Raw genomic sequence first — 26,834 nt, 5'->3', positions numbered from 1 at the left:
GCACAATTAATATTTGAGTGAATACCCATGTCAGAAAACTACACTGCGGAAGCGATTGAAGTCTTAAGTGGTCTTGAGCCTGTTCAACGACGTCCCGGTATGTATACCGACACGACACGCCCCAACCATTTGGCTCAGGAAGTGATTGATAATAGCGTCGATGAAGTACTTGCTGGATTTGCCAGCCGTATTATTGTTACTTTACATGAAGACGGTTCTATTGAAGTCGAGGATGATGGCCGAGGTATGCCAGTTGATTTGCATCCTCAACTGGGTTTAAGTGGTGTCGAGGTCATTATGACTCGACTTCATGCTGGAGGTAAATTTTCAGATAAAAATTACAGCTTTTCTGGCGGCTTGCATGGCGTTGGGGTGTCCGTGGTAAATGCCTTGTCAGAACGACTTGACGTCACCATAAAGCGCAATGGGATCATTTATCAAATGACCTTTGCTAATGGCGACAAATTATGTGAATTAAATGAAACCGGGGTTACAAAAAAAAGAGAGACCGGGACTGTTATACGTTTTTGGCCTAATGGCAAATATTTTGATACTACAAAAATTTCTGTAAAACATCTGACTCATGTATTAAGAGCAAAAGCGGTATTGTGTAGTGGCCTGTCCATGACCTTTATCAATAAAATCACTAATGAAGAAATGAACTGGTATTATGAACAAGGTTTAACTGATTATTTACTGCAAACCTTGCCCGAAGACTATTTGCCTGAAGAACCTTTTGCCGGAGCATTCAAAAGTGATGAAGCAACCGTTGATTGGGCTTTGGCCTGGTCAGACTCTGCCAATGGCAATTTAAATGAAAGTTATGTGAATTTAATCCCGACAATACAAGGAGGCACGCACGTCAATGGATTGCGTTCGGGATTATTTGAAGCCATGTCTGAATTTTGCGATCTGAGAAACCTTCTTCCTCGTGGAGTAAAATTGACAGCGGATGATCTATGGGAATCATGTCAGTATGTTTTATCAATCAAAATGAAAGAGCCGCAATTTGCTGGGCAAACCAAAGAGCGCTTAAGCTCACGCCAAACCTCAGGACTAGTCAGTAATGTCATAAAAGACGCTTTTGCAATTTGGTTGAATCAGCATCGCAACCAGGGTGAAGCCATAGCAGCTCTTGCAATAGAACGCGCACAGAAACGGCTAAAGCAAGCCAAACAAGTGGCACGCAAACGTGTTAGCCAAGGGCCTGCTTTACCTGGAAAATTAGCCGACTGCTTGCAAACGGACTTAAGTCAAGCGGAACTATTCCTGGTTGAAGGAGATTCGGCAGGAGGGTCGGCCAAACAAGCCCGCAATAAAGATTATCAAGCCATTTTACCCTTACGTGGGAAAATACTTAATTCATGGGAAGTAGATTCTTCACAAGTTCTGGCATCCCAGGAAATTCATGATATATCTGTTGCTATAGGCGTAGATCCTGGCTCTAGCGATCTTGAGGGTCTTCGCTATGGAAAAATCTGTATTCTTGCCGATGCAGACTCTGATGGAGCTCATATTGCCACACTAATATGTGCCTTGTTTTTAAGACACTTCAAACCTCTGGTTAAAGCAGGCCATGTTTTTGTAGCCATGCCCCCGCTCTATCGAATCGATGCAGGTAAGCTGATTCACTATGCCCTGGATGATGAAGAAAAAAATAGAATCGTTCAACATCTCAGTCAAACCACAAAATCAAAAGTGAATGTACAGCGATTCAAAGGATTAGGTGAAATGAATCCCATTCAGCTTAGAGAAACAACAATGGATCCCAATACAAGGCGTCTGGTACAGCTTACTCTTGATGATGAAGAGCAGACGGAAGCCATTATGGATATGATGCTCAACAAAAAAAGGGCCGCCGACAGAAAACTCTGGCTAGAAACAAAAGGAAACCTTGCTGAAATTTGAGCTAATTGTGACGTGACTTCCTTGATGTTACTAAAAAGGTGGCGGTTAAGAAGTCACTTTCTCTAAAAGGGTTTAAAAATTTCATAGCCAGTCAGGAAAACAATGTTGACTAGCCGAAGTGAAAAAGACAGCACTTGAACAATTGCCTCCGTCTAGCCATTACCATCTGCTTTTCTATCTTAACCTTGTTCATGTAGATAGCGGCATCACGATAAACCAAGGCTACAATTGAATTTGATAGCTTACCTTTTTACCCTACCATTTCAGCAAGGGAATAATATTAGAATAATCATCAGTCCATAAAAACTGATTATCATCTGCTACAAATTTCCAGTTTGTTCCTTTCATCACTTGAAACGCCAAGGATTGATTCGAGGTAAGCAAAGCCCATTCTGAGTTAAATTGCCCCAATTTCTTATCTCCCTTATGCGCTAAAAATAAAGTTATCATATCCAAAGAACGTCCAATTGCATTAATTACCGGGAGCATTTGCAGATGTCTGTTACTTAGATTAACCAAAATAACTCCATCTTCGACAATTTTCTTCTTATATAAGGTGAAAGCCTCAAGTGTCATCAGATGGACAGGAATAGCATCTGAATTAAACGCATCCAAAATTAACAAATCCTGTGAAGCATCTGGCATATTAACCAAGGCCAATCGACCATCCTGTTTAATAATCTCAGCTGAAGGCGAACAGTCTCGTATGTATGTGAATAATTTATTATTTTTAGCTAAATCAATTACTTGTTGATCAATCTCAATAACCTTTATGGAATCAGTTGCCCGAAATTGGCACAGTAGTGTTCCTGCACCCAACCCCATAATTGTCGCAGAAAGCGGATGAAATTCCTTCTTCAAAATATCAACAATTGGAGCTATGGCCCCATAATAGGAGCTTCTTCCATAACTTGCTTTTTCCCCATTCATTACCTGCATCCCATGAAGGGTTGATTGGCTTATTAATGCATGCACATCATCCTTTTTGAAGACTTGCTTGACACCGTAAAAATTTCTTTCCTTGAGTAAAATCTGTTTGTCTTGCAACGGAGGAAAGTAAAGGAAAACAAATAAAATGAGCATGGATAGTACAAGATTGATTTTATTACGATGCCAAATCACAATAATTCCAAGTGCCAAAATAGCAAGGATGTGAAAAGTGGTAGTACTTTTAAACCAGGGAACGGTAGGAATGAAATAATGAAGCGACAGCAAACCCAAAACAACTAATGGCACCCACCATCCCCGGTTAGTTTTCGGCAGCTGAAGAGCAAATAAACTTAATAAAATGGCTAATGGGTATTCATATACATAATTAAACCAATTTGGCGCTAAAATTCCATTAAAAATCCCTGCTAAAACTCCTCCGATAGACAAACAAAAATAAAACAAAGTGAGTTTATGTGGCTTAGGTCTTCGCGCAAATAACTGGCCATGACACAGTAAAGCCAAAATAAAAAAACTTAACAGATTAAATAACACCAATTGCCACACTCTGATTTGGCTAACTCCAAAAATGAATCCAAGAATTGTAAAAACCAGGAAAAACAGGCAATTACGAGAAATCCATTTTTGTGAAATAAGGGGGGTCGCTGTGAAGGTAAATACAAATGACAAAAGGTAAAGCGCTAAAGGCAAAACCCAAAATAAGGGAGTTGCAGCAACATCAGTTGTAATATATAAAGTAACTCCCAGCATCAAACTGCAAGGGACAAAACTCAAAAAAATCCAATAGGCTATCTCTCTCCAAGGCAAAAAATCCACCTCTTTTTTTTCAGTTAATAGTAAGGGTTGGTATTTTGTAAAAAACAAGACCGTTACCAACAGTAGCAAATAAATAGCAAATCCAAAGTTCCATAAATAAAATTGATAAGTCAAACCAATAAATCGCTCGATAACCCATGGATAAAAAAGCAAGGCACTCAAGCTTCCAAGATTACTGGATATGTACAAATAATAAGGGTCTGAGGCCCCTTTGCTTTTTGTCTGGCTATAGGCAAATTGTAATAAAGGAGCAGAAGCACCAATTACTAACAAAGGCAAACCCAGTTGAATTAACAAATTATGCAGAATCACCCATTCAGGCTGTCCATCCCTGGCTACAGGATGAAACAGCAATGGAAGTGCTGTAAAACTTAAAACAACCAAAACCATATGGATCAAACGCCAAACAGCAGGTTTCTTAATCTGACTTATAAGCCATACGTAGCCATATGCAATGAGCAGAATAAATTGAAAAAAAAGCACGCAAACAGTCCACACACCTGGTGTCCCTCCATAGATTGGAAGTATTGCTTTTGCAACCATGGGTTGAATACTGAATAGGAGAATGGAACTTATAAAAAGACTGACAGGAAATAAAAATCGAAACACAAAGCAATCCTTAGCCAATGGTGCTGCCAAATGAATGAATCGCTCATTTTACGACTACACTCTCGTTCATACAAGGATGAATTATTACTCTGCAAAACAATTTGTAAACATAATCGATAGGGATGTTTCACAAACACATATTATTCCATATTGACAGATGGAATCATCCATTTATGGTTTTTGAAGCTTTTGTAAACATCCCATTACTTGAAGATAGGCACTGATTCCATATCAACTGATACATAAAATGAATACTTTATTTCTTTTCCTTTGAAGCTGATAACATCCAATGAGCTTTTTCATGAGCCGCAACTCGATCGCTTAGAATAGTCACAGTACCCTCGTCTTCATTTTCCTGGGCAATTTTAATGGCCTGATTCAAATCTTTTACTATCATCATATTATCTTTTGCCAACTCACTGACCATCTCATTAGCACTCAATCCGGAATCACCATCTTTAATCGTTTTCAATTGATTAAACTCGGTAAAGGTAGCAGGAGCCTTATGTCCCATGATTCGAATTCGCTCTGCAATTTGATCCACTGCTTCTGCCAGTTCTTTATATTGCATCTCAAATAATTCATGCAAACTTTTAAATTGAGGTCCGGTAACATGCCAATGGTAATTTTGTGTTTTCAGGTACAACGCATAAGTATCAGCAAGAGCGACTTCCAGCTTTTTAATTACTTTACTCATTATTCTTTCCTTGTTATTTATTCACGCTATTAAGGATAGTTCAAAACAGTCAAAGAACAAAATAAACATTAATAAAAAACCCGCCTTTACAGCGGGTTTTTTATTGGATAACCGGGAGAAAATTACATCATTCCGCCCATGCCACCCATTCCGCCCATGCCGCCCATATCGCCGGCACCAACACCTTCTTCTTTCTTAGGCAGATCAGCAACCATACATTCAGTAGTCAACATCAAACTGGCTACAGAAGCTGCATTTTGCAGAGCCATACGGGTTACTTTGGTTGGATCAAGAATACCCATCTCAACCATATCACCGTATTCACCAGTTGCAGCGTTGAAACCGTAGTTGTCTTTGTGCTCAGCTACCTTGTTTACTACAACAGAAGCTTCATATCCTGCGTTAGTAACAATTTGACGCATTGGAGATTCAATAGCGCGACGTAAAATATTGATACCCATATTTTGATCGTCATTATCGCCTTTCAATGAATCAAGAGCTTTCTGAGCACGAATCAAGGCAACACCACCACCGGCAACGATACCTTCTTCTACTGCAGCGCGAGTAGCATGAAGAGCATCTTCAACACGTGCTTTCTTCTCTTTCATTTCAACTTCTGTAGCAGCGCCAACTTTGATAACAGCAACACCACCAGCTAGTTTAGCAACGCGCTCTTGTAATTTTTCTCTATCGTAATCAGAAGTGGTTTCTTCCATTTGTGCACGAATTTGAGTAATACGAGCATTAATTTCAGTTGCCTTTCCTTCACCATCAATGATAGTAGTGTTTTCTTTGGTAACAACGATTCGCTTAGCACTACCAAGATCTTCCAGAGTAGCACCTTCCAAGCTCTTGCCAATTTCTTCAGAAATAACTTGACCCTTAGTCAAAATAGCAATGTCTTGCAACATCGCTTTGCGGCGATCACCAAAACCAGGCGCTTTGACAGCACATACTTTTACAATACCGCGCATGTTGTTGACTACCAGAGTAGCTAAAGCTTCGCCTTCAACATCTTCTGCAATGATCAATAAAGGACGACCAGATTTGGCAACACCTTCCAATACGGACAACATTTCACGAATACTGGAAACTTTTTTGTCAACCAATAAAATGAATGGATGCTCAAGTTCACAGCTCATGTTTTGCTGGTTGTTGATAAAGTATGGAGAAATGTAACCGCGATCAAATTGCATACCTTCAACAACAGAAAGCTCATTTTCCAATCCATTACCATCTTCAACGGTAATAACACCCTCTTTACCAACTTTTTCCATTGCTTCAGCAATGATAGCACCAATCGCTTCATCGGAATTAGCAGAAATAGTTCCAACTTGAGCAATAGCTTTGCTGTCTTTGCATGGCTTAGACATAGCTTGTAATTTTTTGGTAACTGCTAATACTGCTTTATCAATACCGCGTTTGAGATCCATTGGATTCATACCAGCAGCAACTGCTTTGTGACCTTCAACAAGAATAGAACGAGCCAATACTGTTGCAGTAGTAGTACCATCACCAGCAGTATCAGAAGTTTTAGAAGCCACTTCTTTAACCATTTGAGCGCCCATGTTCATGAAACGATGCTCAAACTCAATTTCTTTGGCAACAGACACACCGTCTTTAGTTACAGTAGGAGCGCCATAAGATTTTTCCAATACAACATTACGACCACGTGGACCCATAGTAACTTGAACCGCATCTGCTAATGCATTAACACCAGCAAGCATTTGTAGGCGAGCGTCATCACCAAAACGTAATTCTTTAGCCATTATCATTGTCTCCTTTAAACAATTAGATTACTTCTCGATTACACCCATGATGTCGTCTTCGCGCATCACAACTAATTCTTTTCCATCAACTTTAACTTCAGTACCAGAGTACTTGCCAAACAATACCACATCACCTACTTTAACTGCTAAAGCACGAACATCACCGTTTTCCAATACTTTGCCAGCGCCGACAGCAATGATCTCACCACGCATAGGTTTCTCGGTAGCACTATCTGGAATAACAATACCACCAGCAGTGGTACGCTCTTCTTCCATACGACGAACAACAACGCGATCGTGTAAAGGACGAATTTTCATACTTTTCTCTCCTGATTAAATTAAACTTTAAATCATTTAAGTATTGCTTTCCTTAGGGCAAACAATACCGATGACAGCGATATGGGGACAATAAACAAACTTTCAAGGGTAAAATCAAAAAAAATTTTGGATTTGGGATTACAGAGTCTACAATAATGTTTATTAGTAACAGTAAAAGATATCGAATGAAAAAATGGCTCTTATTTTCCCTATTATTTTTAACTTCCCTTTGTGTTCATGCTGAGCCCTTGCCAGCTTCTGAAGTATTTAAGGTTAGTGTAAAAAAAATAGACCCCAATACCTTTGCCATACAATGGAATATCTTGCCCAAGTATTTTTTATATAGCGACCGTATTCAATTAAATTCCGATAATGATGACATTGCACAGCTTGGAACTCTTCGCTTCCCCACCCCCTTAACCAAAACGGATAAACAAGGGCGAACCTTTAAAGTTTATCGCAATCAGCTTAACCTTCCAGTGGGAGTCCTGGGCATTACCCCAGGAGAAACAATAGTCAATTTGCGTTTTCAAGGATGTGCCGACGATGGTTTTTGTTATCCCCCCGAAGTAAAACAAATCAAACTGGCAATTGACGATAAACTGGCTCTTTCTCAAGTTGATTTGGAAACATTCCATGCACCTGAAGCAACACCTCTTGAAAAACCGCAACAAGACATCGCTGATATTTTTGCAAATCATAATTGGATAATGATTCTGCTTATATTTTACGGGTTTGGCCTGCTTTTATCCTTCACTCCTTGTATACTTCCCATGGTTCCTGTCCTTTCAGGCATTATTGTTGGTCATGGGAAAACGGCAACCACGAAAAAAGCATTTTTCCTGTCATTAAGCTACGTGCTCAGCATGTCCGTCACTTATGCCGTTGTGGGTGCTGTCGTTGCCCTGCTTGGAGCCAATTTACAAATCAGTATGCAATCACCTTGGGCTATCAGTCTATTCAGTCTGATATTCGTTTTGCTGGCCTTGTCCATGTTTGGCTTTTATGAATTCAAACTGCCAGATGCATGGCAAAGCAAAATTGTAGGTTCAAGTCGTGAACAACGTGGTGGACACTATCTTGGGGCAGCCATCATGGGATGTTTGTCCACACTCATTCTGTCACCATGTGTTACAGCACCATTAATTGGAGTATTAACCTACATAGCACAAACCGGAAACGTATTACTCGGCAGTGTCACTCTATTTACATTAAGCCTCGGCATGGGTACTCCATTACTGCTGATAGGAACTTCTGCTGGTAAATGGCTACCCGAAACAGGAAGCTGGATGAATGCTGTTAAAGCTTTTTTTGGCATATTACTTCTTGCTGTTGCCATCTATCTGATGGCACGCATTTTACCAGCAGGTTTGGTCATGGGGCTATGGGCTTGTCTCCTGATCTTTTCCGGCATTTACTCTGGTGCCTTAACCAAATCGAATACCAACCAGGAAAAGCTCTGCCAAGGCATTGGTATCATTTTATTAACCTATGGATTGCTGATTCTCATTGGAGCTAGCATGGGCTCTTCCAACCCTTTGCAGCCTTTAGCCAACTTACAAGCAGCCCCTACTGTAAGCAATGCTTTTGAATCAGCTAAAGCCCAATCTGTTAAAAGTGTTGAACTGGCTATAAAACAAGCGTTCGGAAAACCAGTGATGCTTGATTTTTATGCTGACTGGTGTGCATCATGTAAAGTAATGGAAAACACCACGTTCAAAGATCCTCGTGTACAAAAAGCTTTGAGCCATTTTATCGTTATCAAAGTGGATGTGACTGCCAATAATAAAAATGACAAAGCATTAATGCAGCATTTCCGTGTAGTAGCCCCCCCGACTTTTATCTTTTTTAATGCTGATGGCGTACAACTCAATAATTTGAAAAGAGTTGGTGAATTGAACGCCGATGAATTCATGCAAACCATAAAAAGCATTGATGAGAACTAAAGTAACTACGGACACTTTTGTATGAAATCAGTCGACACTCGAACGATTAAGCAGTATAATTAGCTCATTTTTTTTACAGATAGAAGTTTATGAATCATAAAGTAGGATTTGTAAGTTTAGGATGCCCCAAGGCACTGGTCGACTCAGAGCGAATCATTACTCAGCTTAAAGCACAAGGATATGAGTTGGTTCCCACATACCAAGATGCTGGAGTCGTCGTGATTAATACGTGCGGATTCATTGACAGCGCTGTCCAGGAATCACTGGATACGATTAAAGAAGCGATGGCTGAAAACGGGCGAGTAATCGTTACAGGTTGTTTAGGAGCTAAAGCGGACGTAATTAAAAATGCCTGTCCTGATGTCCTGCATATCAGTGGTGCTCATGCTTACGAAGAAGTAGTCAATGCGGTACACCAATACTTACCGCCTCCTGCAGACCCCTTTACACAACTGATTCCCCCACAGGGAATAAAACTCACACCTCGGCATTATGCTTATTTAAAAATATCAGAAGGATGCAACCAAAAATGCACTTTTTGCATTATCCCTACGATGAGAGGAAAATTGCAAAGTTATCCAATGGCCCAAATTCTTACTGAAGCTAAAAAATTAAAACAAGCTGGAGTTAAAGAATTGCTGGTTATCTCACAAGATACCAGTGCTTATGGCGTGGACACACGTTATCAGCAGGTCGAATGGCAAGGAAAAACAGTCAATACCCGTTTTTACGATCTATGCGAACAATTAGGCGAATTAGGAATTTGGGTGAGACTTCATTATGTCTATCCCTATCCCCATGTTGATGATATTGTTCCTCTCATGCGCGATGGCCTGATTTTGCCTTACCTGGATATACCATTGCAACATGCCAATTCACGCATATTAAAAGCTATGAAAAGACCTGCCAGTAGTGAAAATACCTTATTGCGGATTGCTTCATGGAGAGAAATTTGCCCTGATATTACATTACGCTCCACATTCATTGTAGGTTTTCCTGGTGAAACCGAAGAGGAGTTTTCAGAATTACTAGCCTTCCTTAAAGAGGCACAATTAGACAGAGTCGGTTGTTTCAAATACTCCCCTGTTGAGGGAGCCAAAGCAAATGATTTGGATAATCCTGTTTCGGAAGATATTAAAGAAGAGCGTTATCATCGTTTTATGCAAGTACAAGCAGAAATCAGCCGTAATAAATTAAAAAATAAAATTGGCAGTACTCAAACCGTTTTAATTGATGAGATAAACGACGATCAAATCATAGCCCGCAGTAAAAGCGATGCTCCTGAAATCGATGGTCTGGTTTATTTGCCTAAAACATCCGGGATTACTGTAGGATCCTTCGCTGAGGTTGTTATCACTGACAGCGACGATTATGATTTATATGCTTCTTTAGTCTGAGGAAATTGCATTAAATTAAAATTTTTATGTCGGAAAAGTCCGCTTCCTCACGGTCATACTCTTATACATAAGTTATTCTAACTCAATGTATGAAAGGTTTCCCAAGCCAAAGTAAAATCTTTCATGCGTTGTAGACCAATCCACATGACTTTTGTTCCAGGGAAGCCATCAGAGCCTCTTCCTAAATGTCCTCCAAATTTTGCGATCATTAAAATAATTTCATAAAGTTTAGGTGGTTTTTTTGGTGGTTTTTTCTTTGTTGCCATGGCATAAGTGGCTTGCCATTCGTTATCTTCAAAGACTGTTGTACAGTCTATATCAGGGCAAGTTCGTCCCAACATTGTTAAATAAAATACCCGCCATGCCACTATCATATAAAAAGCGATGCAATTAAGAGTAGCCTCGTAAGTTTCAAATCGTAATTCCTCTATCTTGCATCCACTCTTTAAAATTTTTATGTACATTTCTATTAACCACCTACATAAATACCAATTAACAATTTCAACTGCCCGATCCAGTGTTTTTATAGGGACACTTGTGATTAGAAACCATTCAACGGGTTGCTCCCCTTCTGGTGTATTTATTTCTTTGCAGTGTACAACCTGAATTTCAATGACGTTCAATTTTTTGCTTTTTCGACGAGGAGGCCTTAAAGAAACACTACATATACGAATCTCCTGTCTAACGCTACGGGCTTTTCGAGTATGTCTTTTTTTGCAATTTCTATAGGAAGTGCCTGCGGGAATTTCAAACTCTATGGTGCCAAGAACACAAGCTTTGCTAACTTCTTTTTTAAGAAGTAACTCGAATTGATTTGTTTCTTCATTCAAAACAGCTCTATCATGCTGACAACGTATAAGCCAATAGGCTTTATTTTCTTCGGAGGGAAGTTTTTCAAGAACCTCATAAATATCTCCCTCTCTATCGGAAATACTGACAACCATTGTATCGGGTACTGCCAGTGCAATTTTATTCGCTGCATTATAGCCCTTAAGCCAACAATAGGTTTCCTTTTCCTCAATTGACTTTCCCTTTCTACTATTCCTCGTACCAATCTCTTTTCTTATCCAATGCTGCATTTCTACTACGCCCAAACAAACTCGTTCTGGCGTAAATGCAATGCTTGGATGTAAATATAATCCCCGGCTTCTCTCGTTGGAGAGATAACCCATGCCTGACAATGATTTTCTACCTGTAAAATCTACCTCTGTTGTGTCTTGGGGAATTAGCACTATCTTTTCTGCTTTTATACGTTCTAGTATCGCTTCAGAATGGGGTAAAAGAATTGATTCCGGATTTACATTCACATGGTTAAAAAACCGGTAGGCTGCCAGTGTTTCATTCCAACTTTGAAATGTAGTTGGAATGCTTGCATTTGGTGAGCTAAGTAACCCGCTTAAGATATCTCCATAACGCTTATCTAACCGCTTATCACCGAAGTTCGCTTCCTTGGATTCATTAATAATCCATTCACAACTAGCCATCTAAGTTCCATATAAAAAATATGAATTTTACATGGATTAATACTTATGTATAAGAGTATGTCCTCACGGTCGCGGCTGGGATTATGAATCAACCATTTGTCAATAAGATTCTTGATGTATCTTCTATCGCACAAAATGCCTTTTAAATCGCCATGTCGCTAAAAAAATCATGGTAAGGCAATACGCGAGTAGTGGCCATAAATTAGCCCAAATTTCACCAAAATTATTTCCTTTTAACATAATGCCGAACATAACCTTAAAAAAATGCGTCAATGGCAAAAATAATCCTAAATATTGCGCCCATTCAGGCATTCCAAATATCGGAAAAGTAAATCCAGTTAACAAAATAGAAAAAGCAATGAAAACATTGATCACTTGCACTGCTTCAAACTGGGATGTACAAAAAGTAGCTATAGTTAAACCCAACGATAACTCTGCCACAATATAAGGTAAGGTGCATAAATATAAAAGAAGAGGGGCGCCAATAAACGGAACGTGGAATAAGTAGTAAGACAAGATAAGACCAAAACTTAATTGTAGATAACCAATGAGAATATAAGAAAAAATTTCGCCTAATAAAATTTCTGATGGGCGGGCCGGTGAAGCTAATAAATATTCAATCGTACCGCCCTGAACGTCTCTAAATGCCACAACCACGGTTATCAGCAGCATCGTTAACATGAGCACCAAGCCTATCATCCCGGGAACCACATAAAATTGAGTTACACGATCCGGATCATATAATCGGTGGTTTATGATTTGAAAATCAGGCCTCTGCAAGGGAATGTTAATACCCTTTTGGCCCATTTTCTCTATAAATGATGATTTCAATCCCGCCAAAGCAATGATAGCTCTACCTGAAGCAATAGCATCGATACTGCCATCTTCCAATAAAAGAGCTGGATTTTGGTTTCGACGAAGTGCTTTGGTAAAGTTCACAGGAATAGTCAATACCAGGATAGCCTTGCCTGTCTTCAATAAATGATGGGCTGATTCTGAATCGTTCGTCGAAGCCACAAATGAAAAATACCCTGTATTTTGTATCTCTCGAACCAGTTCACGTGTTACATCAGTATTATCCAAATTGATTAACACCGTAGGAACTTTTTGAGGATAGGTGTTTATGGCATACCCGGCTATACAAACTAAAATCAAAGGTAAGATTGCCATAATCACGATAGTAGCAGGATCACGTTTCATCAATAGGAATTCTTTGCGGATGATAGCCCACAAACGTTGCATTGAAAAATGACTCTTCACTTTGGATTCCCTTCTTTCATAATTTTATAAATGAAAGCGTCTTCTAAAGTAGTATCTGCTTTTTTGATTTCATAATTGTTCAACACGAAAGGATCCAATACTTGATGTATATCATCAACTATTGAGCTGATGCGCATTTCATTACCCTTTTCAATCATTTGAATAGCGGGGTTATTTACTAATATGTCCTTTAATCTGGAGAAACTCTCACCTTTAACAACCCAGGAGTGCAAGCCTGCCGATTGAATAATTTCAATCACTGAGCCACGTGCTATGATTTCTCCGGCGGACATATAAACCAATTGATGGCATCTTTCTGCCTCATCCATATGCTGTGTGCTGAGTAAAACAGTAACTCCTTTGGATACTATATTTTGTATATGATCCCAAATTAACAAACGCGATTGAGGATCAATGCCTGAAGTTGGCTCGTCTAACAAAAGTATACGAGGCTTATGCAACAAAGCAGCCGCTAAAGCCACCCGCTGCTTCCAACCTCCTGATAAAGTAGCAGTAATCCGTTTTTGGTTGTCACTTAAGGCCAGTAATTCAATGATTTCCTTCAGCCTCTCTTTCCTGTTTTTTAATTGATATATTCTTGCGATAAAATCGAGATTTTCATAAACAGTCAGATTTTGATAGAGGCAAAAATTTTGTGGCATATAGCCAATTTGAGCCTGGAGCAACTTGGTTTGGGTCATTAAATCGAGATTCAGACATCTACCCTGGCCTTTATCGGGAATTATTAATCCACTTAATAATCGTAAACTGGTCGTTTTACCACTACCGTTTGGCCCTAAAAAACCAAAAATTGTTCCTTCCTCGATTTGCAAATTCAAGTTCACTACTGCGTTGAGGCCATTAAATGATTTAGCTAGCCCGGACACATCGATAATAATTTGCTTTGAGCTCCATTTACTCATAATTGACTTCCACAGGCTGACCTGTTTTTAATAAATCCCTTAATCCCTGAGATAAATCCGCCTTTACTTTGTATACTAATTTATAACGATTATTGTCACTAAAAATAGCATCAGGAGTATATTCAGCCTGATTGGATATAAAGCTTATTTTGCCTGAATATTCTTTTTCATTAAGCAAAATTCGAACTTTTTTACCTAATTTAATTTTTCCCAAATGGCTTTCGGGAACATAAAACAGGATTTTCATTTGAGAAGGTAAGGAGAGACTTGCAATGGGGAAATTAGGAGGTACGTACTCATCCTTTAAATAATAACGTTCAGTCATAACAGAGTCTGCAGGCGCTTTGATTGAATTTACACCATCAAGGGTTACAATTTTATCGTCTTTATGCAGTAATTGACCTTCATCAGCATACCATTCTTTTATGTATCCACCATCCGGGCTTGACACAATAAATAACTGAGATTCAACATAACTTGTCGTTTGATACGGTGATTTTTCTTTTTTACAACTCTGCAATGTGAAACAAACTAATACAAGCAGGATTGCAATCCCTATTCTCATACCTCTTATCCTTTAGTCATCAGTATTAGTCATCCATCGGCAAAGCAATAACGATTGGGATATCCACTATTGAGTAAATCGCTCATCCAGCCAATCAAAAATAACTTGCTGAAACTGACCATTAGCATCTGCTTCACAATGCATACCTGCCCCCAATTTGGCATCAAACATCACATAAGTTTTTTCACAACGCAAAGCTTCATATAGTGTATTCCCACGATTGGATATCCTGTCGCTTGGATTATCGCAGACAAGTGTGGGGCAGGTGATCTCTTGCACCCTATCAGAAAAAGTGTAAGCGGATAATGCCTGCAAATAGTCAAAAGGAGTAGTCAAACCGTGTGTATACATTCTTGATTTGAAATAAAATTCTTTCATTGGATTTTCTGAGAACAATTGATAAAAACAGGCATTAAGTTCATCAGCTTTTCTTTCTTTTAATAACATCATAAGGTTTGGAGGTAGCATTTTATTGAGTGAGCCTGCAATATCCATCTGTCCTGGATCACAAATTAATGCAGCTAATCGTTTTTCACCACAGGCCGCCCTTGGCGCAAGATAACCGCCAAAACTTCTGCCAATGAGCACATAATTGGATGTCCCTAGTCCATTTTGCTCATCTAGCCAGTCCAAAACCTGAGACACAACATGTTCGAAATCGGCTCTCATATACAATTTTTGTCGACGTAAAACATGTCCTTGTCCCGGACCATCAAAAATCAAAATATGATATCCATGTAAAAGCGCAGCAGGGACGAGAGCATAATTTTCTTCAAAAGTACTGTCATATCCTCCAGGTACGATCAAAGTTGCTTTGGGGGATTGGTCGCTGAAAAATAAATAGCCGCTCAACGTTTGATCATCATAAGGGATCCATATTTTTTGAGATCCAGGATGCAATCGATGCATTGCTCGTTCAAAACAAAATTGCAATTGATCAAAACAAGGGATCACACGAGGATCATCAGGATTGGCTCGTAAAAAAAACTCGCTTGCACGGTAATATTCTGCAGCACGCAGATAAGCGTATGCTGCTGTTATAAAATGATTGGCTTCCCAGCTGATATTGGCTTTGGTTTTAAGTATATCTGCCATCTCATACCATGCCTTATACCAACTTTCCCCGTCTTTATCAGTGATTTTGGACAAGGTTGCATAACATTCACCAACATCAGCACACCGCACATAACATTTACCAAGAGTTCTTAAAAACTGTCCGAAAAATTCATCACTGAAAATTCCTGTTTTTTGATACACATCATAATAATTAGCATGCATAATAGTAAAAAATTCCCTAAAAATTACAGAGTAACTGAAAGTAAAATGGATTGCCATGTGTCAGAGTATATTACGCGCAGACCTATGAATTATCCTAAATGATATTAGGACAGACTTAAGAAAACCCCAAGGTCAAGGCAAAAAATGTTTTTAATGAGGGATTTTAGATAAACTAAATGACCGAATTAAAAACATTTTTTAACGACGAGATTGGGGGTTTTGCAAGTCTGTAGGATTCATTTTCGGGGAGTGCTATCTAAACACAATCTAATATCGATAAAGATCTTTGCAAACTGAAGACACTGCGTTTTGCATTTCGTCATCATTAATAACATCTGGCTGTACAATTTTCTGATGCATCAAATAATGAAAATACTGATAAGCTTTCTTTAAAGTTGTGAATTGAGATTTCGTTAATACGTTCGATAAAAATAAATGCTTAAGTTGGCTTAGTGTATTGGTATAACTTGAAAATTTGGGATCCCTAAGATTCAATATAAGAAATTGAACCAAAAATTCCAGATCCAATAATCCCCCCCGAGCTAGCTTTACTTCATCTGACTCTTGAAATTGATCGATTTTAGATCGCATGGTTAATACGTCCCTTTGCAATAATTTACTATCTCTCTCTAGCAACAGGACTGATTTTTTTAGTTGGGAAAACTGATTTTTGATTTTTAAATTTCCCGATAATATCCTCGCCTTTAACAAAGCTTGATGTTCCCATGTCCAAGCTTGTGTTTTTTGATACTCAACAAAAGCATCCACATGACTGACTAACAAGCCTGCAGCACCGGAGGGTCTTAAACGAGTATCAACGTGATACAAAACCCCCATTTGAGTACGAGTAGTCAGCATATGCAATATTTTTTGTGTTAATCGGGTCACTAAAGCTTCTTCAGATGGTTTGGCAGAATGTAAAAAGACCAAATCGAGATCAGACGCATAACTCATCTCTCGACTGCCCAGTTTTCCATAAGCAATAATGGCAAATCGTGATTGAATTTGAGCCATTTCAGGGTGACGGCCACATAACTGTTTGCTTGCAATAATTAAAACTTGACTGACAATGACTTGCGCCACATCAGATAGAAATTTCCCTATGCGCACAGCGTCACATAATCCATACAATTCCGCTCTGGCAGCCACCATCCAATTCGTTAATTTAAACTGACGCAGGATTTCCTCATGCACTTCCATATCATTAGTATGCTCTAATTTTTCAGCTATTGTCTGTTCCATTTGGGATAATGAATCAGGATGCCAATCCTTTTCCTGTTCCAACAAGATTTCCAACAAAAAAGGTTGGCTAACAAACAGGGAAGAAATAAAAGGACTATTCACAAACCAAAATAATAATTCTCTTAGCGCATGCGGGTTTTCAGTGAGTAAAGCCAGGTAAGCACTTCGCCCCACAATATTTTCAAGCAAATGAATTACTTGTAATAAAACCTCATCCGTTTTAGGGCAGTAAGCCAATTCTGTAAGTAATAAAACCATGAAACGATCAAGGCGAATGCGAGCGCCCTGTGATAATCTTCTGCACCGTGGCCCATGTCGAAAAGCATGGAGCATTTGGTAACAATGTTGTGCGTTTTCATACCCTAAACTAATCAATAAATTCACTGCCATATTACTTTCAACATGACCTTGCCAAAGGCTAAATAATTGATTGTTTAACAATCTCTTTTCGTCTTCATAATCATCAACCTTGCCAAGAATGGAATGAAAGAAATTACTAACAATTCGTTGATATTGTTGTAATTTATTGAAAAATTGTTCCCAGTCAGTGAATCCCATGGCATAAACTATCTGCACTTTTTTTAACTGGTCTTCAGGTAGAGAATGGGTTTGTTGATCGTTCAAACTCTGTAGAATATTTTCCAATTTTCTCAAAAAAAGATACGCTTGTTTTAAAGCATCACACCTGGGTAGTAATTTTTCCTTTTTTATCACAGCCAGCGCTAACATGGCATTTTGAACTTGCAATTGAGGTAATCTGCCTCCGCGAATTAATTGAATATTCTGAATAATAAATTCTATTTCCCTAATACCACCCCGGCCTCGTTTAATATCATTCAATAAGGGGTTAAGTTGCACCTCACGCTCGATCATTGCCTTCATCCCTCGCAGGGATTCTATCACTCCAAAGTCTACATACCTCCTGTAAACAAATGGGATGATTAAACGCTCAAACCATGGAAATGGTTCATTCAAAGACTCAGCAATAACTCGCGCTTTAACCATGGCATAACGTTCCCAATCACGTCCCTGTTCCTGGTAATAGGTTTCCATAGCTGCAAAACTGGAAACCAAAGGACCACTATCTCCATTAGGTCGTAATCTTAAATCCACTCTAAATACAAAACCATCAGGCGTTACACTCTGTAATAAATGAACAAATGTTTGCACCATCTTGCTAAAATAATGCTGATTGGTAATCTGCTCCTCACCATCAGTGCAGCCAACTTCATTGAAGGCAAAAATCAAATCAATATCGGATGAATAATTAAGTTCTCTTCCCCCAAGTTTCCCCATGGCAAGAGCATATAATTGAATCTCTTTACCCTCACTGTTTCTGGGAACCCCGTAACGACTCAACAAGGTAAATCCAATATATTTTAAAGTATGCAAGATGATAGAGTCTGCCAGATCAGACCAGGATTGCATAACCTCTTGAGTAGAAGCCAAACCGGCTATTTCAAGTAATAATAACCGCAAAAAATGGGTATGACGAAACCGACGCAATTCCTGCATATACTGGGCTTGAGATAATTCCAGGCTGATTTGCTGAATGGCATAAAAATAGCTTTCGCGAGACCATAAGAAACAGCAGGAATCACTTTCTAAAAGAGAGACCAATAATTTAATTTGTCTGCTGGCATAGTCACTTACCAATATCAACTTTTCGGCACTTTCTCTCAATGGATGGTGCAAAGGAGCAACATATTTTTCAATCAACCAGGATTTTGTAGAAATCAATGTTTCAATATCGCTTTGTGGAGACATAAAATATACTATTCTTAATATAAAAACCTAAACATATCATAGGATTAATCAATTAATTTTACATTTAATACTTTAAAACTCCTATTGGACGTTATACTCTTATAAAAGACTCTAATAATATTTTAGTGAAGATACCAATGAAATTTATTCAGGGATTATTGCTTTCTTTCCTTTTTCTAGTTTCACCTCTCCACGCTCAAAACGAGCCTGTACCTTTAATAGTAGGTGTAGGAGGCTTTTACCCTCCCTTTATCATGCAAGGAACCAATAATGAACTCTTTGGTTATGACATCGCAACCATGACAGAGCTGTGTAAGATAATGAAACGCCAATGTAATTTTCGAGTCATGAGATTCAGACAATTAATTCCTGCTCTGATTAACAAACAAGTTGATGCAGCGATCAGCGCCATATCTATTACTTCAGAACGCGCAAGCCTGGTTAATTTCAGTATGCCCTATTTATTGAGTTACTCCAGATTTCTTACAAATAATATACACAACACTCATCAACCGTTTAATTTAATGCTCTTAAAAGGTAAACGAATCGGTGTAGAAGAAAATACGGTGTTTAGCCAAGAAATCAGGAGGATGGGGATAATAGACCCTGTGATAGTCGAATTTGACAGAACGGAAGAGATGCTTGAGGCCTTAAATGCAAATGAAGTTGATTTTGTTCTGATGGATAATCCTGCTGCCTTATACTGGTCTGCTAATTCGTCCGGAAGGCTTCTGGTGGTTGGTAGTCCCATGCTGGTTGGTTATGGTTTGGGCATTGCAGTAAATCGGGAAAATGCTGAATTACTCAAATCGCTTAATGACGCATTAATAGAATACCAGCGTTCAGAAAAATACAAGGAAAATTACAACAAATACATGATGAATTTTTAAGAGTTCAATGTTTGGCAATTGCTGCAAAAATTGCCCTTAAAAATTCATCAATAACTAAATAATTGTTTTAATACGTAATAGGTTAGTGCTTTTATGTTTAACTATCATCCTACCTGGACCAAATACAGCCGCTCCAGGTAGGTGTCTGATCTCTCACTTTTAATGCAGAGTTTGACCTTGAGTAATGCAGCGGCTAATCACCTGCCTGGTAACGTAATCACCCTGACTAACTCCATATAAAGAAGTAAAATGTTTTGCCAAAATAACTACCCAACCAGATAAACGGAAATTCATGCGTTTTTCATTTTGATCAACGACAATCTCGAAAAGACCTAATGAATCACTATCACGTTCATTAGCATACTCTTCCATTATGACTCGCGCCGTTTGCAAATCTTTATCTCTGGTAGGCCAATTTTGACTCATAAGACACTCCCTAAAAACATGAGCAAGACATGTTGTTACTTCTACAACATGGAGACAATTTTTAAAATTGCCAGTTGTGAAATAAATACATATTATCTCATAAAGTGCTTAAATACTCAATATTGCGGTTAATTTTTACACTGAATTAAAAAACATTTATGATTTAAAATGCCCATTGAAAACAGCTTTCTCCAAGACCATTGCGTTCGAAACCTCTCAAGAGTACATTAATGCGTTACGGAGCAAGCTCATACCAATTTAAGATGAAGAAACATCATGCATAAAATCATAAATGGTACTATGACAGGTATTGGCCTAAGAGCACCACATTATGCCCAAATATTAGAGGAAAAGCCTGATATTGATTGGCTGGAAGTACATACAGAAAATTTCTTGGCCGAGGGTGGGCCTTTACTAGAGCTTCTAGATTCTATCAGTCAACATTATCCACTTAGCTTTCATGGAGTCGGATTATCTTTAGGGTCTGCAGAGGGAGTCTGTATAGCGCATTTAAATCGCATTAAAACTCTCATTGACCGCTTTCAACCAGCTTTGCTTTCTGATCATTTGTCCTGGAGTACCATCGGAAACACCTATTTACCCGATCTATTACCTATTCCCTATAATGAGGAAAGTTTGACCATTATTAGCAATAATATTGATAGAGTACAAAATTATTTAAAGAGAACCTTATTAATAGAAAACCCCGCTTCTTATTTGGAATATCAGACTTCATCGTATTCAGAGCCCGATTTTTTAGCAGAAATAATCAAGCGTACTGAAGCCAGGCTCTTATTGGATATAAATAATATCTATGTTTCCTGTTCTAATAACAAACGAGATCCTTATCAATATATCCAAAGAATCCCGCATGAAGCAGTACAAGAAATTCATTTGGCGGGCCATTCCATTGTCTATCAGGACAATACGAATTTCTTGCGGATAGACACACATAATAATTATGTGTGTCCCGAGGTATGGGATTTGTATCGATATGCAATACATTATACAGGCCTTGTTCCCACTTTGTTAGAATGGGATACAGAAATTCCCTCGTTGGATACTTTATTAAATGAAGCCAGGAAGTCTGCCTGTTATGCCTAGAATGAAACAAATACAGGAATTTTTTCTGAACACAGTATTCAATCAACAAGATACTGCCATTTTTGAGTATTTTTGCCCTGACGAGATTTCTAATCAATTCCGTTTCGACATTTATCGTAATACCATTTTGCAGAATCTGCGGCATTCCCTGGAAATGACTTTTCCAGCCATTTGGAAATTGGTTGGCAAAGGATGTGCGGATGGTTTGGCATTACACTTTATCCAGGATAAAAATAATTTGCCAACAACCAATTGTTTGGATGATTGGGGGGAAAAATTTCCTCTGTTTTTAAAAAATAATCCAACCGTTAGTCATCTTCTTTATTTGAAAGATATCGCAGAAATAGAATGGTTAAAGCATTTAAGCTATTGCTCACGGGATTGTATTGTTTTTGATCCCCAGAAACTGCAAAAACACCTAAATGATCGAGTAGAAAAATTAATTTTGCTATTTAATCCTTCCGTGTTTTTATACTCATCCTCTTATTACTTAAAAAGTATTTTTGATCTGATAGAAAATCCCATGGAAACAGGTTCTATTGATTTTCAACAAATACCAAGTTACGCAGTGATATCTCGTCAAAAAAATCAAACAGTGATTCATTGGATTACTCACGATTTGTTCCACTTTTTATGCCACATCAAAGCGGGGGCCTCACTTGGGTTCGCATACGAAAATACTCTGGAAAATAATCCCGATTTTGATTTGCTCAGTGCATTACAATTTTTATTAAGAAATGAATTATTGGAAGATTCTTTTATTAATCCTAATTATCATTTGACTCACACTAACAACTGTCCTGAATGAGGGTGAAGAGCAGCATGGGTTATTTTGCCAAAACCACTAAATCCAATGGTTCTCCCACACCACCTACATTTCTTGCATTCAATTCCTTTTTAGTTATTTTGTCCTCATAACCTTGTTTTACCGCTTCTAAAAAAGTATCCCGGGTAGTCAAAGCCTGGGTTTTTTCTTCCTTATTATGTTTTTCAAGCTTTGCAGCTAAATTGGCGGCTTCACCAATTACAGTGTATTCCAAACGATTTTCATAACCAATCACACCAACTACTACTTCACCTGAAGCAAGACCAATTCCTACACCGACCACTATCTGTTCTTTTTTACGGCGATTTTCACTCCATACGTCTACCGATGCGACAATTTCATCCACAGTCCTTAATGCATCTGCCGCATAAGTATTTGAAGGGGTCACAGCACCGAAACTTGCCAAAATACCATCCCCCATGAATTTATCAATGCTCCCATTATTCTTTTGAATAATCGGAACCAGTAAGCGCTGATATTCAGCTAGCAGTCCGATTAGTTCACTCGGGGACAGTTTCACTGATGCTTTGGTAAATCCTCGCATATCAATGAACATAATTGCAGCCTGACGAAGCTCGCCATACCCAGCTTGCAATGACTTTTCAGATGTTGTTATCTTTTCGACCACACTTGTATCAAAAAAACGTGATAAATCTTTTGCGGCGCTAGTTTGTTCTACTGCTTGAAAAAGAGTGTGTTTCGCACGCGTCAATACCAAGGCAATGATGGCTGTAACCAGGAGAACGGACAATATGACATCAAATACAGCTCCCAGATAGACACTCCGAGTTGACGCGAATGTCACATAATCCCATGTAATGACATTCATACCTGAACTGGATAAAGTTTGCCAGGTAATAATTCCCCAGCCAATAGCTGCAGTGAGGCCAGAGAGAATTACCCATACTGGTTCAAATCGAAGCGCGCGCAAAGCAATTAAAACATAAACATAGTTAATATGCGGATTTTTAAGATTAATGGTAGGTGTGGTTTCGAACTGCAAATAATAAGTCCAAATAATAAATAATAACAAAGCCATTTCGGCAACTATAAAAAATCCCAAGAATATTGGATTTAATTGATTAGTATAGACAAACCACAGCCTTAGTAATATCAAAATAGCAAATAGCCACAAGCCCAGGGATGAAGATTGCACCGGCGCGCCAGGCGAATAGCCAGCTGAAGAAAATATATTGATAATGCTTAATAATACAATGACACCCAACTGGACGCCGGCAACCAATAGTTCACCAGTGTATTGTTGGGCTTCTATCTCTTTCCTGATGCGAAGCGGTAACTTAGAGTAACTATCCACTCCTTCCCCCCACTATGCGTTCGCATAACCCTTTAGGTAACATGATAAATGCTTCAGGGTCACGATCAGCCGTTGATTGCGCAGCACAAGAATGCTGGGAAGTAGCGCAATCATTTTTGCCCGCTCTTACCACATTATAGCAACGCTCTCTTTTTACTGTGATGTCATCTGACGAAAGCCAATCTGTATAGGTGTATATAGAAGCAAGAGCAGCTCCCAAAGCAGCTGCAATGACGGCCGTGTTTTGTATCGGACGTTTATTCATATGATTTTCCTGCCATTTTTAGGAATCGCTTTTTATTTTAGGCCAGATAATCGGCAACAACCTTTCCATACGGTAAGGTCAAATCAGTAATAAAATGTGAAACGGATACAATTTTTTTAATATAAAGATTAGAGATAGGAGCCAGTGCATGAGGATGAAGCTCCAAGCTACCTGGCCCGGTCCATGCTCCTTTCACTGTAATATCAGTCAAATAAGTCTTGGTCAACTGATTCACTAGAGGAGTTCCATCTACATTAGGAATGTTTTTAAGTAAAAATACAGGCTTTTTAACGGATTCCAATACCTTTTCCGCGTCCAGCGGACGATGTTTATATCCCATAGTTGCGATGGCAATATCAATACTCCCATACTTAAGAATGCCAATGAGCGTGTCTTCTTCAACAAACAATTTGGGTTTGGCCAGCTTCTTTGGAAAACCCCATATTTCTCGGCCACCAGCAATAGGAGCATGGCAATCAAGAAACATTGAAATGGTAAATCCGCCCTCTTCTCCTTTATATCTCACAGGGACCACTTGCCCTGACTCGGTGTAATCACCAAATCCTGTTGAATCAGGCATACGTATAAATTCAAATTTGACTACCGGCTCCAATAATTCCATATCAGGAGGTAAAATAGCTTGCAAAAGATCCGGATCGGTTTCATAAGCAATAATAAAAAATTCACGATTAATAAACCGATATGGGCCAGCCGGGTAAGTATTTAACCAACGTGGAGCTGGCATGCTAAATTCATTATCGATAACCCCTTCTAGAGAATTTGCTGAAAGATACTTGTCCATTAATCACTCCCTTTGTATTTCCTTATTATCTTCAATGAGCCCTAAACCTCGCTCGTCCCTGATTTATTTTTTTTATTCAATGAATCATCGGTAATCAGCAAATTATTGGCGCGAAAAGTGTAATAAGACCAAAGCCAATTTAAAATGACACTTAAACGATTTCGAGAGCCAACCAGGAAAAAGACATGGACTCCCCCCCAAAACCACCATGCCAGTTCCCCACTGATTTTGAAACGATCAAATTCTGCAACAGCCGCTTTACGACCCACTGTAGCCAAGCTACCATAATGAATATATTTAAATGGTTTGTATCTTGAATTGTTATTATAAATTCTTTTGGATATGACTTTTGCTACATAAGCACCGCCCTGTTTTGCAGCAGGAGCAATACCAGGAACCGGCTTGCCATTCCAGGCATTCGAAGCAGCTGTATCCCCAATAGCAAAAATATTAGAATAGCCGGCTACGGTGAGATCATCATTCACTTTCACGCGACCCGCAGGATCAGCTTCGAGCTGAAGCCATTTTGATGCAGGGGAAGCAGCAACACCTGCTGCCCAAAAAACTGATTTTGAATAAATTCTTTCCTTATTAATAATCACACCATCGCTATCAATTTGCTCAACCATGCTATTCACTAAAACTTTAACCCCCATGCTTTCTAAATAGCGCTGCGCTTTTTGCGATATTTGTTCTGAAAAGGTGGGTAAAATCCGCGGTGCTGCCTGAACCAGTATGATATTTGCTGATGCCGGGTCAAAATGACGAAACTCCTTTACTATCCCAAATCGAGCCAGTTCTGCTATGGCTCCTGCAAGTTCCACTCCAGTAGGCCCGGCGCCTACAATGACAAAATTTAAAAATTGCTTGCGTTCTTCGTCACTTTCAGCGATTTCGGCCAGTTCAAACGACTTTATTATACGGCTTCGAACAGAAGTTCCATCGTTAATTGTTTTTAACCCGGGAGCATAAGGGGCCCAACTGTCCTTTCCAAAATAACTGTGCGTTGCTCCTGTAGCGATTACCAGATAATCATATGGAATTGTGAAATTATCAGCTATAACAAAACGTTCCTCTTTATTAATATCTGTTACATTACCCAATAATATTTCCGCATTAAATTGTTCTAAAAATATAGAGCGAATCGAAATAGCAATATCGGCTGGTGATAAACTTCCAGTAGCAATCTGGTATAAAAAAGGTTGAAAAAGATGATAATTGTGTCTATCAATCAAAGTAATCTTGACTGGCATATGACGTAGTGCCTTAGCACAAGCAATCCCTCCAAAACCTGCACCTATAATGACTACTCGTGGCAAACCATCAAGGCTAAACGCCGGTTTTCCAGAAAGCTGAGGATAATGTTTCTTCAAAGCATGAAAGATCAAATGATCCAATGACAAGATCCCAGGACCCGAAATAAATAAAATAGCCATCACCATCATCCAGTATAAATAAAAACCGGTTACTCCGGGCGTAAAACTCAAAAGAACAACAATTAATCCAAAAATTGCAACAACTCGAGTCGCTAAGCCAAGTCCCAAAAAAATAGCCATGAATAGTGAAACATTATTAAAAACGATAGAGGCTGAATTTAATGGCAACCATGGCATCAATAGCGGCAGCGCATCAGAAGAAATGAGCTGTATGTGTTGATTGATGAGTAAAAGTGAAATCATTAACCACATACGTAAAGAAAATAAATACAAACTTGAAAAAAATTCTCTTGTTCTATCTACAAATGTCACAATCAACATGGCAAACGGCAAAGGGCTGCGACTAAACCCATGCTCAAACAAATTATCAAGAGAAAGTGGACCTGGGCCTCGCAACACATAACCCAACATTAATGCAATCCAAAGCAAATTAAGATCGATAGGCTGGTAATAGACTTGAGTCATGACAGCGAATCCAACAATAAATGCCGCCCCGCATCGGGTAAACAAACCCAAAAGCAGGGAAATCCCCCCTACAAACTGCGCCAATATGCCTAACAAAGCTTCCCATTCAGGTGATAGCCATGGAACCGGGTATTCATTTTTAGCTAAATAGACAGCAGTATCCCAGTGGTTGGTTAGAAGTATTGCGGAAACTAATAATTGCTGGGCTATCCATATTCGAAATGCCAAATCAATAACAGGCCATCCAATCCGGCCAAGAAAGTCAACAGTGTCCATAAAAGTGTCGAAACACCTCGCCGTGTTTCTTGAAAACGAACGACTGTTTTGAGGTATCTGTGCCTGATCTTCTTGCTGCATATCAAAATCCCTTTCAAGAAA

The 26,834-nt window shown here is 38.9% G+C and carries 21 protein-coding genes; 6 read left to right on the top strand and 15 right to left on the bottom strand.

Going from position 1 to position 26,834, the window contains the following annotated elements:
* Window positions 1–27: 27 nt before the first annotated feature.
* Complete coding sequence (parE, locus tag LPG_RS03425; protein ID WP_010946428.1) at window positions 28–1,908, top strand: DNA topoisomerase IV subunit B; 1,881 nt, start codon at window positions 28–30, stop codon at window positions 1,906–1,908.
* 255 nt (window positions 1,909–2,163) lie between these two features.
* Here the strand turns inward: parE and LPG_RS03420 are convergent, their stop codons facing one another.
* The 4 genes from LPG_RS03420 to groES all read right to left on the bottom strand — a co-directional run bounded on the left by LPG_RS03420 (window position 2,164) and on the right by groES (window position 7,065).
* Window positions 2,164–4,281 (bottom strand): fused MFS/spermidine synthase, encoded by a 2,118-nt coding sequence (locus tag LPG_RS03420; protein ID WP_025862443.1) that lies wholly within the window; start codon window positions 4,279–4,281, stop codon window positions 2,164–2,166.
* A gap of 256 nt (window positions 4,282–4,537) precedes the next feature.
* A complete protein-coding gene (locus LPG_RS03415) occupies window positions 4,538–4,978 on the bottom strand; it encodes a Dps family protein (protein ID WP_010946426.1) in 441 nt (146 codons plus the stop codon).
* Window positions 4,979–5,100: 122 nt separating this feature from the next.
* Window positions 5,101–6,750: a chaperonin GroEL gene (gene groL, locus LPG_RS03410; protein WP_197535493.1), complete on the bottom strand. Its 1,650-nt coding sequence runs from the start codon at window positions 6,748–6,750 to the stop codon at window positions 5,101–5,103.
* 24 nt (window positions 6,751–6,774) lie between these two features.
* The gene (gene groES, locus LPG_RS03405) at window positions 6,775–7,065 is read right to left on the bottom strand and encodes a co-chaperone GroES (RefSeq protein WP_010946424.1); all 291 of its coding nucleotides are present in this window, start codon (window positions 7,063–7,065) and stop codon (window positions 6,775–6,777) included.
* Between the two features lie 185 nt (window positions 7,066–7,250).
* On the opposite strand from groES, the gene dsbD reads away from it, so the two are divergent.
* Window positions 7,251–9,011, top strand: coding sequence for a protein-disulfide reductase DsbD (dsbD, locus tag LPG_RS03400; protein ID WP_025862442.1), 1,761 nt, complete (start codon window positions 7,251–7,253; stop codon window positions 9,009–9,011).
* 89 nt (window positions 9,012–9,100) lie between these two features.
* Window positions 9,101–10,408: a 30S ribosomal protein S12 methylthiotransferase RimO gene (gene rimO, locus LPG_RS03395; protein WP_010946422.1), complete on the top strand. Its 1,308-nt coding sequence runs from the start codon at window positions 9,101–9,103 to the stop codon at window positions 10,406–10,408.
* A 77-nt stretch (window positions 10,409–10,485) separates the two neighbouring features.
* Here rimO and LPG_RS03390 read toward each other — a convergent pair whose 3' ends face one another.
* The 6 genes from LPG_RS03390 to glnE all read right to left on the bottom strand — a co-directional run bounded on the left by LPG_RS03390 (window position 10,486) and on the right by glnE (window position 18,927).
* The gene (locus LPG_RS03390) at window positions 10,486–11,892 is read right to left on the bottom strand and encodes an IS4-like element ISLpn6 family transposase (RefSeq protein ID WP_010946421.1); all 1,407 of its coding nucleotides are present in this window, start codon (window positions 11,890–11,892) and stop codon (window positions 10,486–10,488) included.
* A gap of 123 nt (window positions 11,893–12,015) precedes the next feature.
* On the bottom strand, window positions 12,016–13,152 hold the full coding sequence (locus LPG_RS03385) for an ABC transporter permease (RefSeq protein WP_223804303.1): 1,137 nt from the start codon (window positions 13,150–13,152) through the stop codon (window positions 12,016–12,018).
* Window positions 13,149–14,075, bottom strand: a complete 927-nt coding sequence (locus tag LPG_RS03380; RefSeq protein ID WP_025862517.1) for an ABC transporter ATP-binding protein — start codon at window positions 14,073–14,075, stop codon at window positions 13,149–13,151. The genes LPG_RS03385 and LPG_RS03380 overlap by 4 nt, the downstream gene beginning before the upstream one ends.
* Window positions 14,068–14,640 (bottom strand): HlyD family secretion protein, encoded by a 573-nt coding sequence (locus LPG_RS03375; RefSeq protein WP_010946418.1) that lies wholly within the window; start codon window positions 14,638–14,640, stop codon window positions 14,068–14,070. Before LPG_RS03375 ends, LPG_RS03380 begins: the two co-directional genes overlap by 8 nt.
* Window positions 14,641–14,706: 66 nt before the next feature.
* A complete protein-coding gene (locus LPG_RS03370) occupies window positions 14,707–15,918 on the bottom strand; it encodes an alpha/beta hydrolase family protein (RefSeq protein ID WP_025862515.1) in 1,212 nt (403 codons plus the stop codon).
* Between the two features lie 267 nt (window positions 15,919–16,185).
* Window positions 16,186–18,927, bottom strand: a complete 2,742-nt coding sequence (gene glnE / locus LPG_RS03365) for a bifunctional [glutamate--ammonia ligase]-adenylyl-L-tyrosine phosphorylase/[glutamate--ammonia-ligase] adenylyltransferase (RefSeq protein ID WP_010946416.1) — start codon at window positions 18,925–18,927, stop codon at window positions 16,186–16,188.
* A gap of 137 nt (window positions 18,928–19,064) precedes the next feature.
* On the opposite strand from glnE, the gene LPG_RS03360 reads away from it, so the two are divergent.
* Window positions 19,065–19,817: a transporter substrate-binding domain-containing protein gene (locus LPG_RS03360; protein WP_025862512.1), complete on the top strand. Its 753-nt coding sequence runs from the start codon at window positions 19,065–19,067 to the stop codon at window positions 19,815–19,817.
* A 159-nt stretch (window positions 19,818–19,976) separates the two neighbouring features.
* On the opposite strand, the gene LPG_RS03355 is transcribed toward LPG_RS03360, so the two are convergent.
* Window positions 19,977–20,243 carry a hypothetical protein gene (locus LPG_RS03355; RefSeq protein WP_010946414.1) on the bottom strand — a complete coding sequence of 89 codons (267 nt, stop codon included), beginning with the start codon at window positions 20,241–20,243 and terminating at the stop codon, window positions 19,977–19,979.
* Window positions 20,244–20,519: 276 nt separating this feature from the next.
* Here LPG_RS03355 and LPG_RS03350 point away from each other — a divergent pair, with 276 nt between their 5' ends.
* Both LPG_RS03350 and LPG_RS03345 read left to right on the top strand, forming a co-directional pair.
* Window positions 20,520–21,347, top strand: a complete 828-nt coding sequence (locus LPG_RS03350; protein WP_010946413.1) for an MNIO family bufferin maturase — start codon at window positions 20,520–20,522, stop codon at window positions 21,345–21,347.
* The gene (locus LPG_RS03345) at window positions 21,340–22,155 is read left to right on the top strand and encodes an HvfC/BufC N-terminal domain-containing protein (protein WP_025862510.1); all 816 of its coding nucleotides are present in this window, start codon (window positions 21,340–21,342) and stop codon (window positions 22,153–22,155) included. Before LPG_RS03350 ends, LPG_RS03345 begins: the two co-directional genes overlap by 8 nt.
* Before the next feature lie 19 nt (window positions 22,156–22,174).
* Here the strand turns inward: LPG_RS03345 and LPG_RS03340 are convergent, their stop codons facing one another.
* From LPG_RS03340 to LPG_RS03325, 4 genes are read right to left on the bottom strand one after another with little or no spacing between them, the layout of a single operon-like run.
* Complete coding sequence (locus LPG_RS03340) at window positions 22,175–23,488, bottom strand: adenylate/guanylate cyclase domain-containing protein (protein ID WP_010946411.1); 1,314 nt, start codon at window positions 23,486–23,488, stop codon at window positions 22,175–22,177.
* Complete coding sequence (locus LPG_RS03335) at window positions 23,481–23,753, bottom strand: BufA1 family periplasmic bufferin-type metallophore (RefSeq protein ID WP_010946410.1); 273 nt, start codon at window positions 23,751–23,753, stop codon at window positions 23,481–23,483. Before LPG_RS03335 ends, LPG_RS03340 begins: the two co-directional genes overlap by 8 nt.
* A gap of 37 nt (window positions 23,754–23,790) precedes the next feature.
* On the bottom strand, window positions 23,791–24,555 hold the full coding sequence (locus tag LPG_RS03330) for an acetoacetate decarboxylase (RefSeq protein ID WP_010946409.1): 765 nt from the start codon (window positions 24,553–24,555) through the stop codon (window positions 23,791–23,793).
* A 41-nt stretch (window positions 24,556–24,596) separates the two neighbouring features.
* Entirely contained in the window at window positions 24,597–26,813 is a 2,217-nt protein-coding gene (locus LPG_RS03325) for an FAD-dependent oxidoreductase (RefSeq protein WP_010946408.1), read from the bottom strand.
* Between the last annotated feature and the right edge of the window lie 21 nt (window positions 26,814–26,834).

The organism is Legionella pneumophila subsp. pneumophila str. Philadelphia 1, assembly GCF_000008485.1.
GTDB lineage: Bacteria > Pseudomonadota > Gammaproteobacteria > Legionellales > Legionellaceae > Legionella > Legionella pneumophila.
This window is presented reverse-complemented; position numbering and strand designations above follow the sequence as displayed.

Excerpts from the sequence above, each read along its gene's own strand:
- parE (WP_010946428.1), top strand. The coding sequence starts at position 28 with ATGTCAGAAAACTACACTGCGGAAGCGATTGAAGTCTTAAGTGGTCTT.
- LPG_RS03415 (WP_010946426.1), bottom strand. The coding sequence starts at position 4,978 with ATGAGTAAAGTAATTAAAAAGCTGGAAGTCGCTCTTGCTGATACTTAT.
- groES (WP_010946424.1), bottom strand. The coding sequence starts at position 7,065 with ATGAAAATTCGTCCTTTACACGATCGCGTTGTTGTTCGTCGTATGGAA.
- dsbD (WP_025862442.1), top strand. The coding sequence starts at position 7,251 with ATGAAAAAATGGCTCTTATTTTCCCTATTATTTTTAACTTCCCTTTGT.
- rimO (WP_010946422.1), top strand. The coding sequence starts at position 9,101 with ATGAATCATAAAGTAGGATTTGTAAGTTTAGGATGCCCCAAGGCACTG.
- LPG_RS03390 (WP_010946421.1), bottom strand. The coding sequence starts at position 11,892 with ATGGCTAGTTGTGAATGGATTATTAATGAATCCAAGGAAGCGAACTTC.
- LPG_RS03380 (WP_025862517.1), bottom strand. The coding sequence starts at position 14,075 with ATGAGTAAATGGAGCTCAAAGCAAATTATTATCGATGTGTCCGGGCTA.
- LPG_RS03375 (WP_010946418.1), bottom strand. The coding sequence starts at position 14,640 with ATGAGAATAGGGATTGCAATCCTGCTTGTATTAGTTTGTTTCACATTG.
- LPG_RS03370 (WP_025862515.1), bottom strand. The coding sequence starts at position 15,918 with ATGCATGCTAATTATTATGATGTGTATCAAAAAACAGGAATTTTCAGT.
- glnE (WP_010946416.1), bottom strand. The coding sequence starts at position 18,927 with ATGTCTCCACAAAGCGATATTGAAACATTGATTTCTACAAAATCCTGG.
- LPG_RS03360 (WP_025862512.1), top strand. The coding sequence starts at position 19,065 with ATGAAATTTATTCAGGGATTATTGCTTTCTTTCCTTTTTCTAGTTTCA.
- LPG_RS03355 (WP_010946414.1), bottom strand. The coding sequence starts at position 20,243 with ATGAGTCAAAATTGGCCTACCAGAGATAAAGATTTGCAAACGGCGCGA.
- LPG_RS03350 (WP_010946413.1), top strand. The coding sequence starts at position 20,520 with ATGCATAAAATCATAAATGGTACTATGACAGGTATTGGCCTAAGAGCA.
- LPG_RS03345 (WP_025862510.1), top strand. The coding sequence starts at position 21,340 with ATGCCTAGAATGAAACAAATACAGGAATTTTTTCTGAACACAGTATTC.
- LPG_RS03335 (WP_010946410.1), bottom strand. The coding sequence starts at position 23,753 with ATGAATAAACGTCCGATACAAAACACGGCCGTCATTGCAGCTGCTTTG.
- LPG_RS03330 (WP_010946409.1), bottom strand. The coding sequence starts at position 24,555 with ATGGACAAGTATCTTTCAGCAAATTCTCTAGAAGGGGTTATCGATAAT.
- LPG_RS03325 (WP_010946408.1), bottom strand. The coding sequence starts at position 26,813 with ATGCAGCAAGAAGATCAGGCACAGATACCTCAAAACAGTCGTTCGTTT.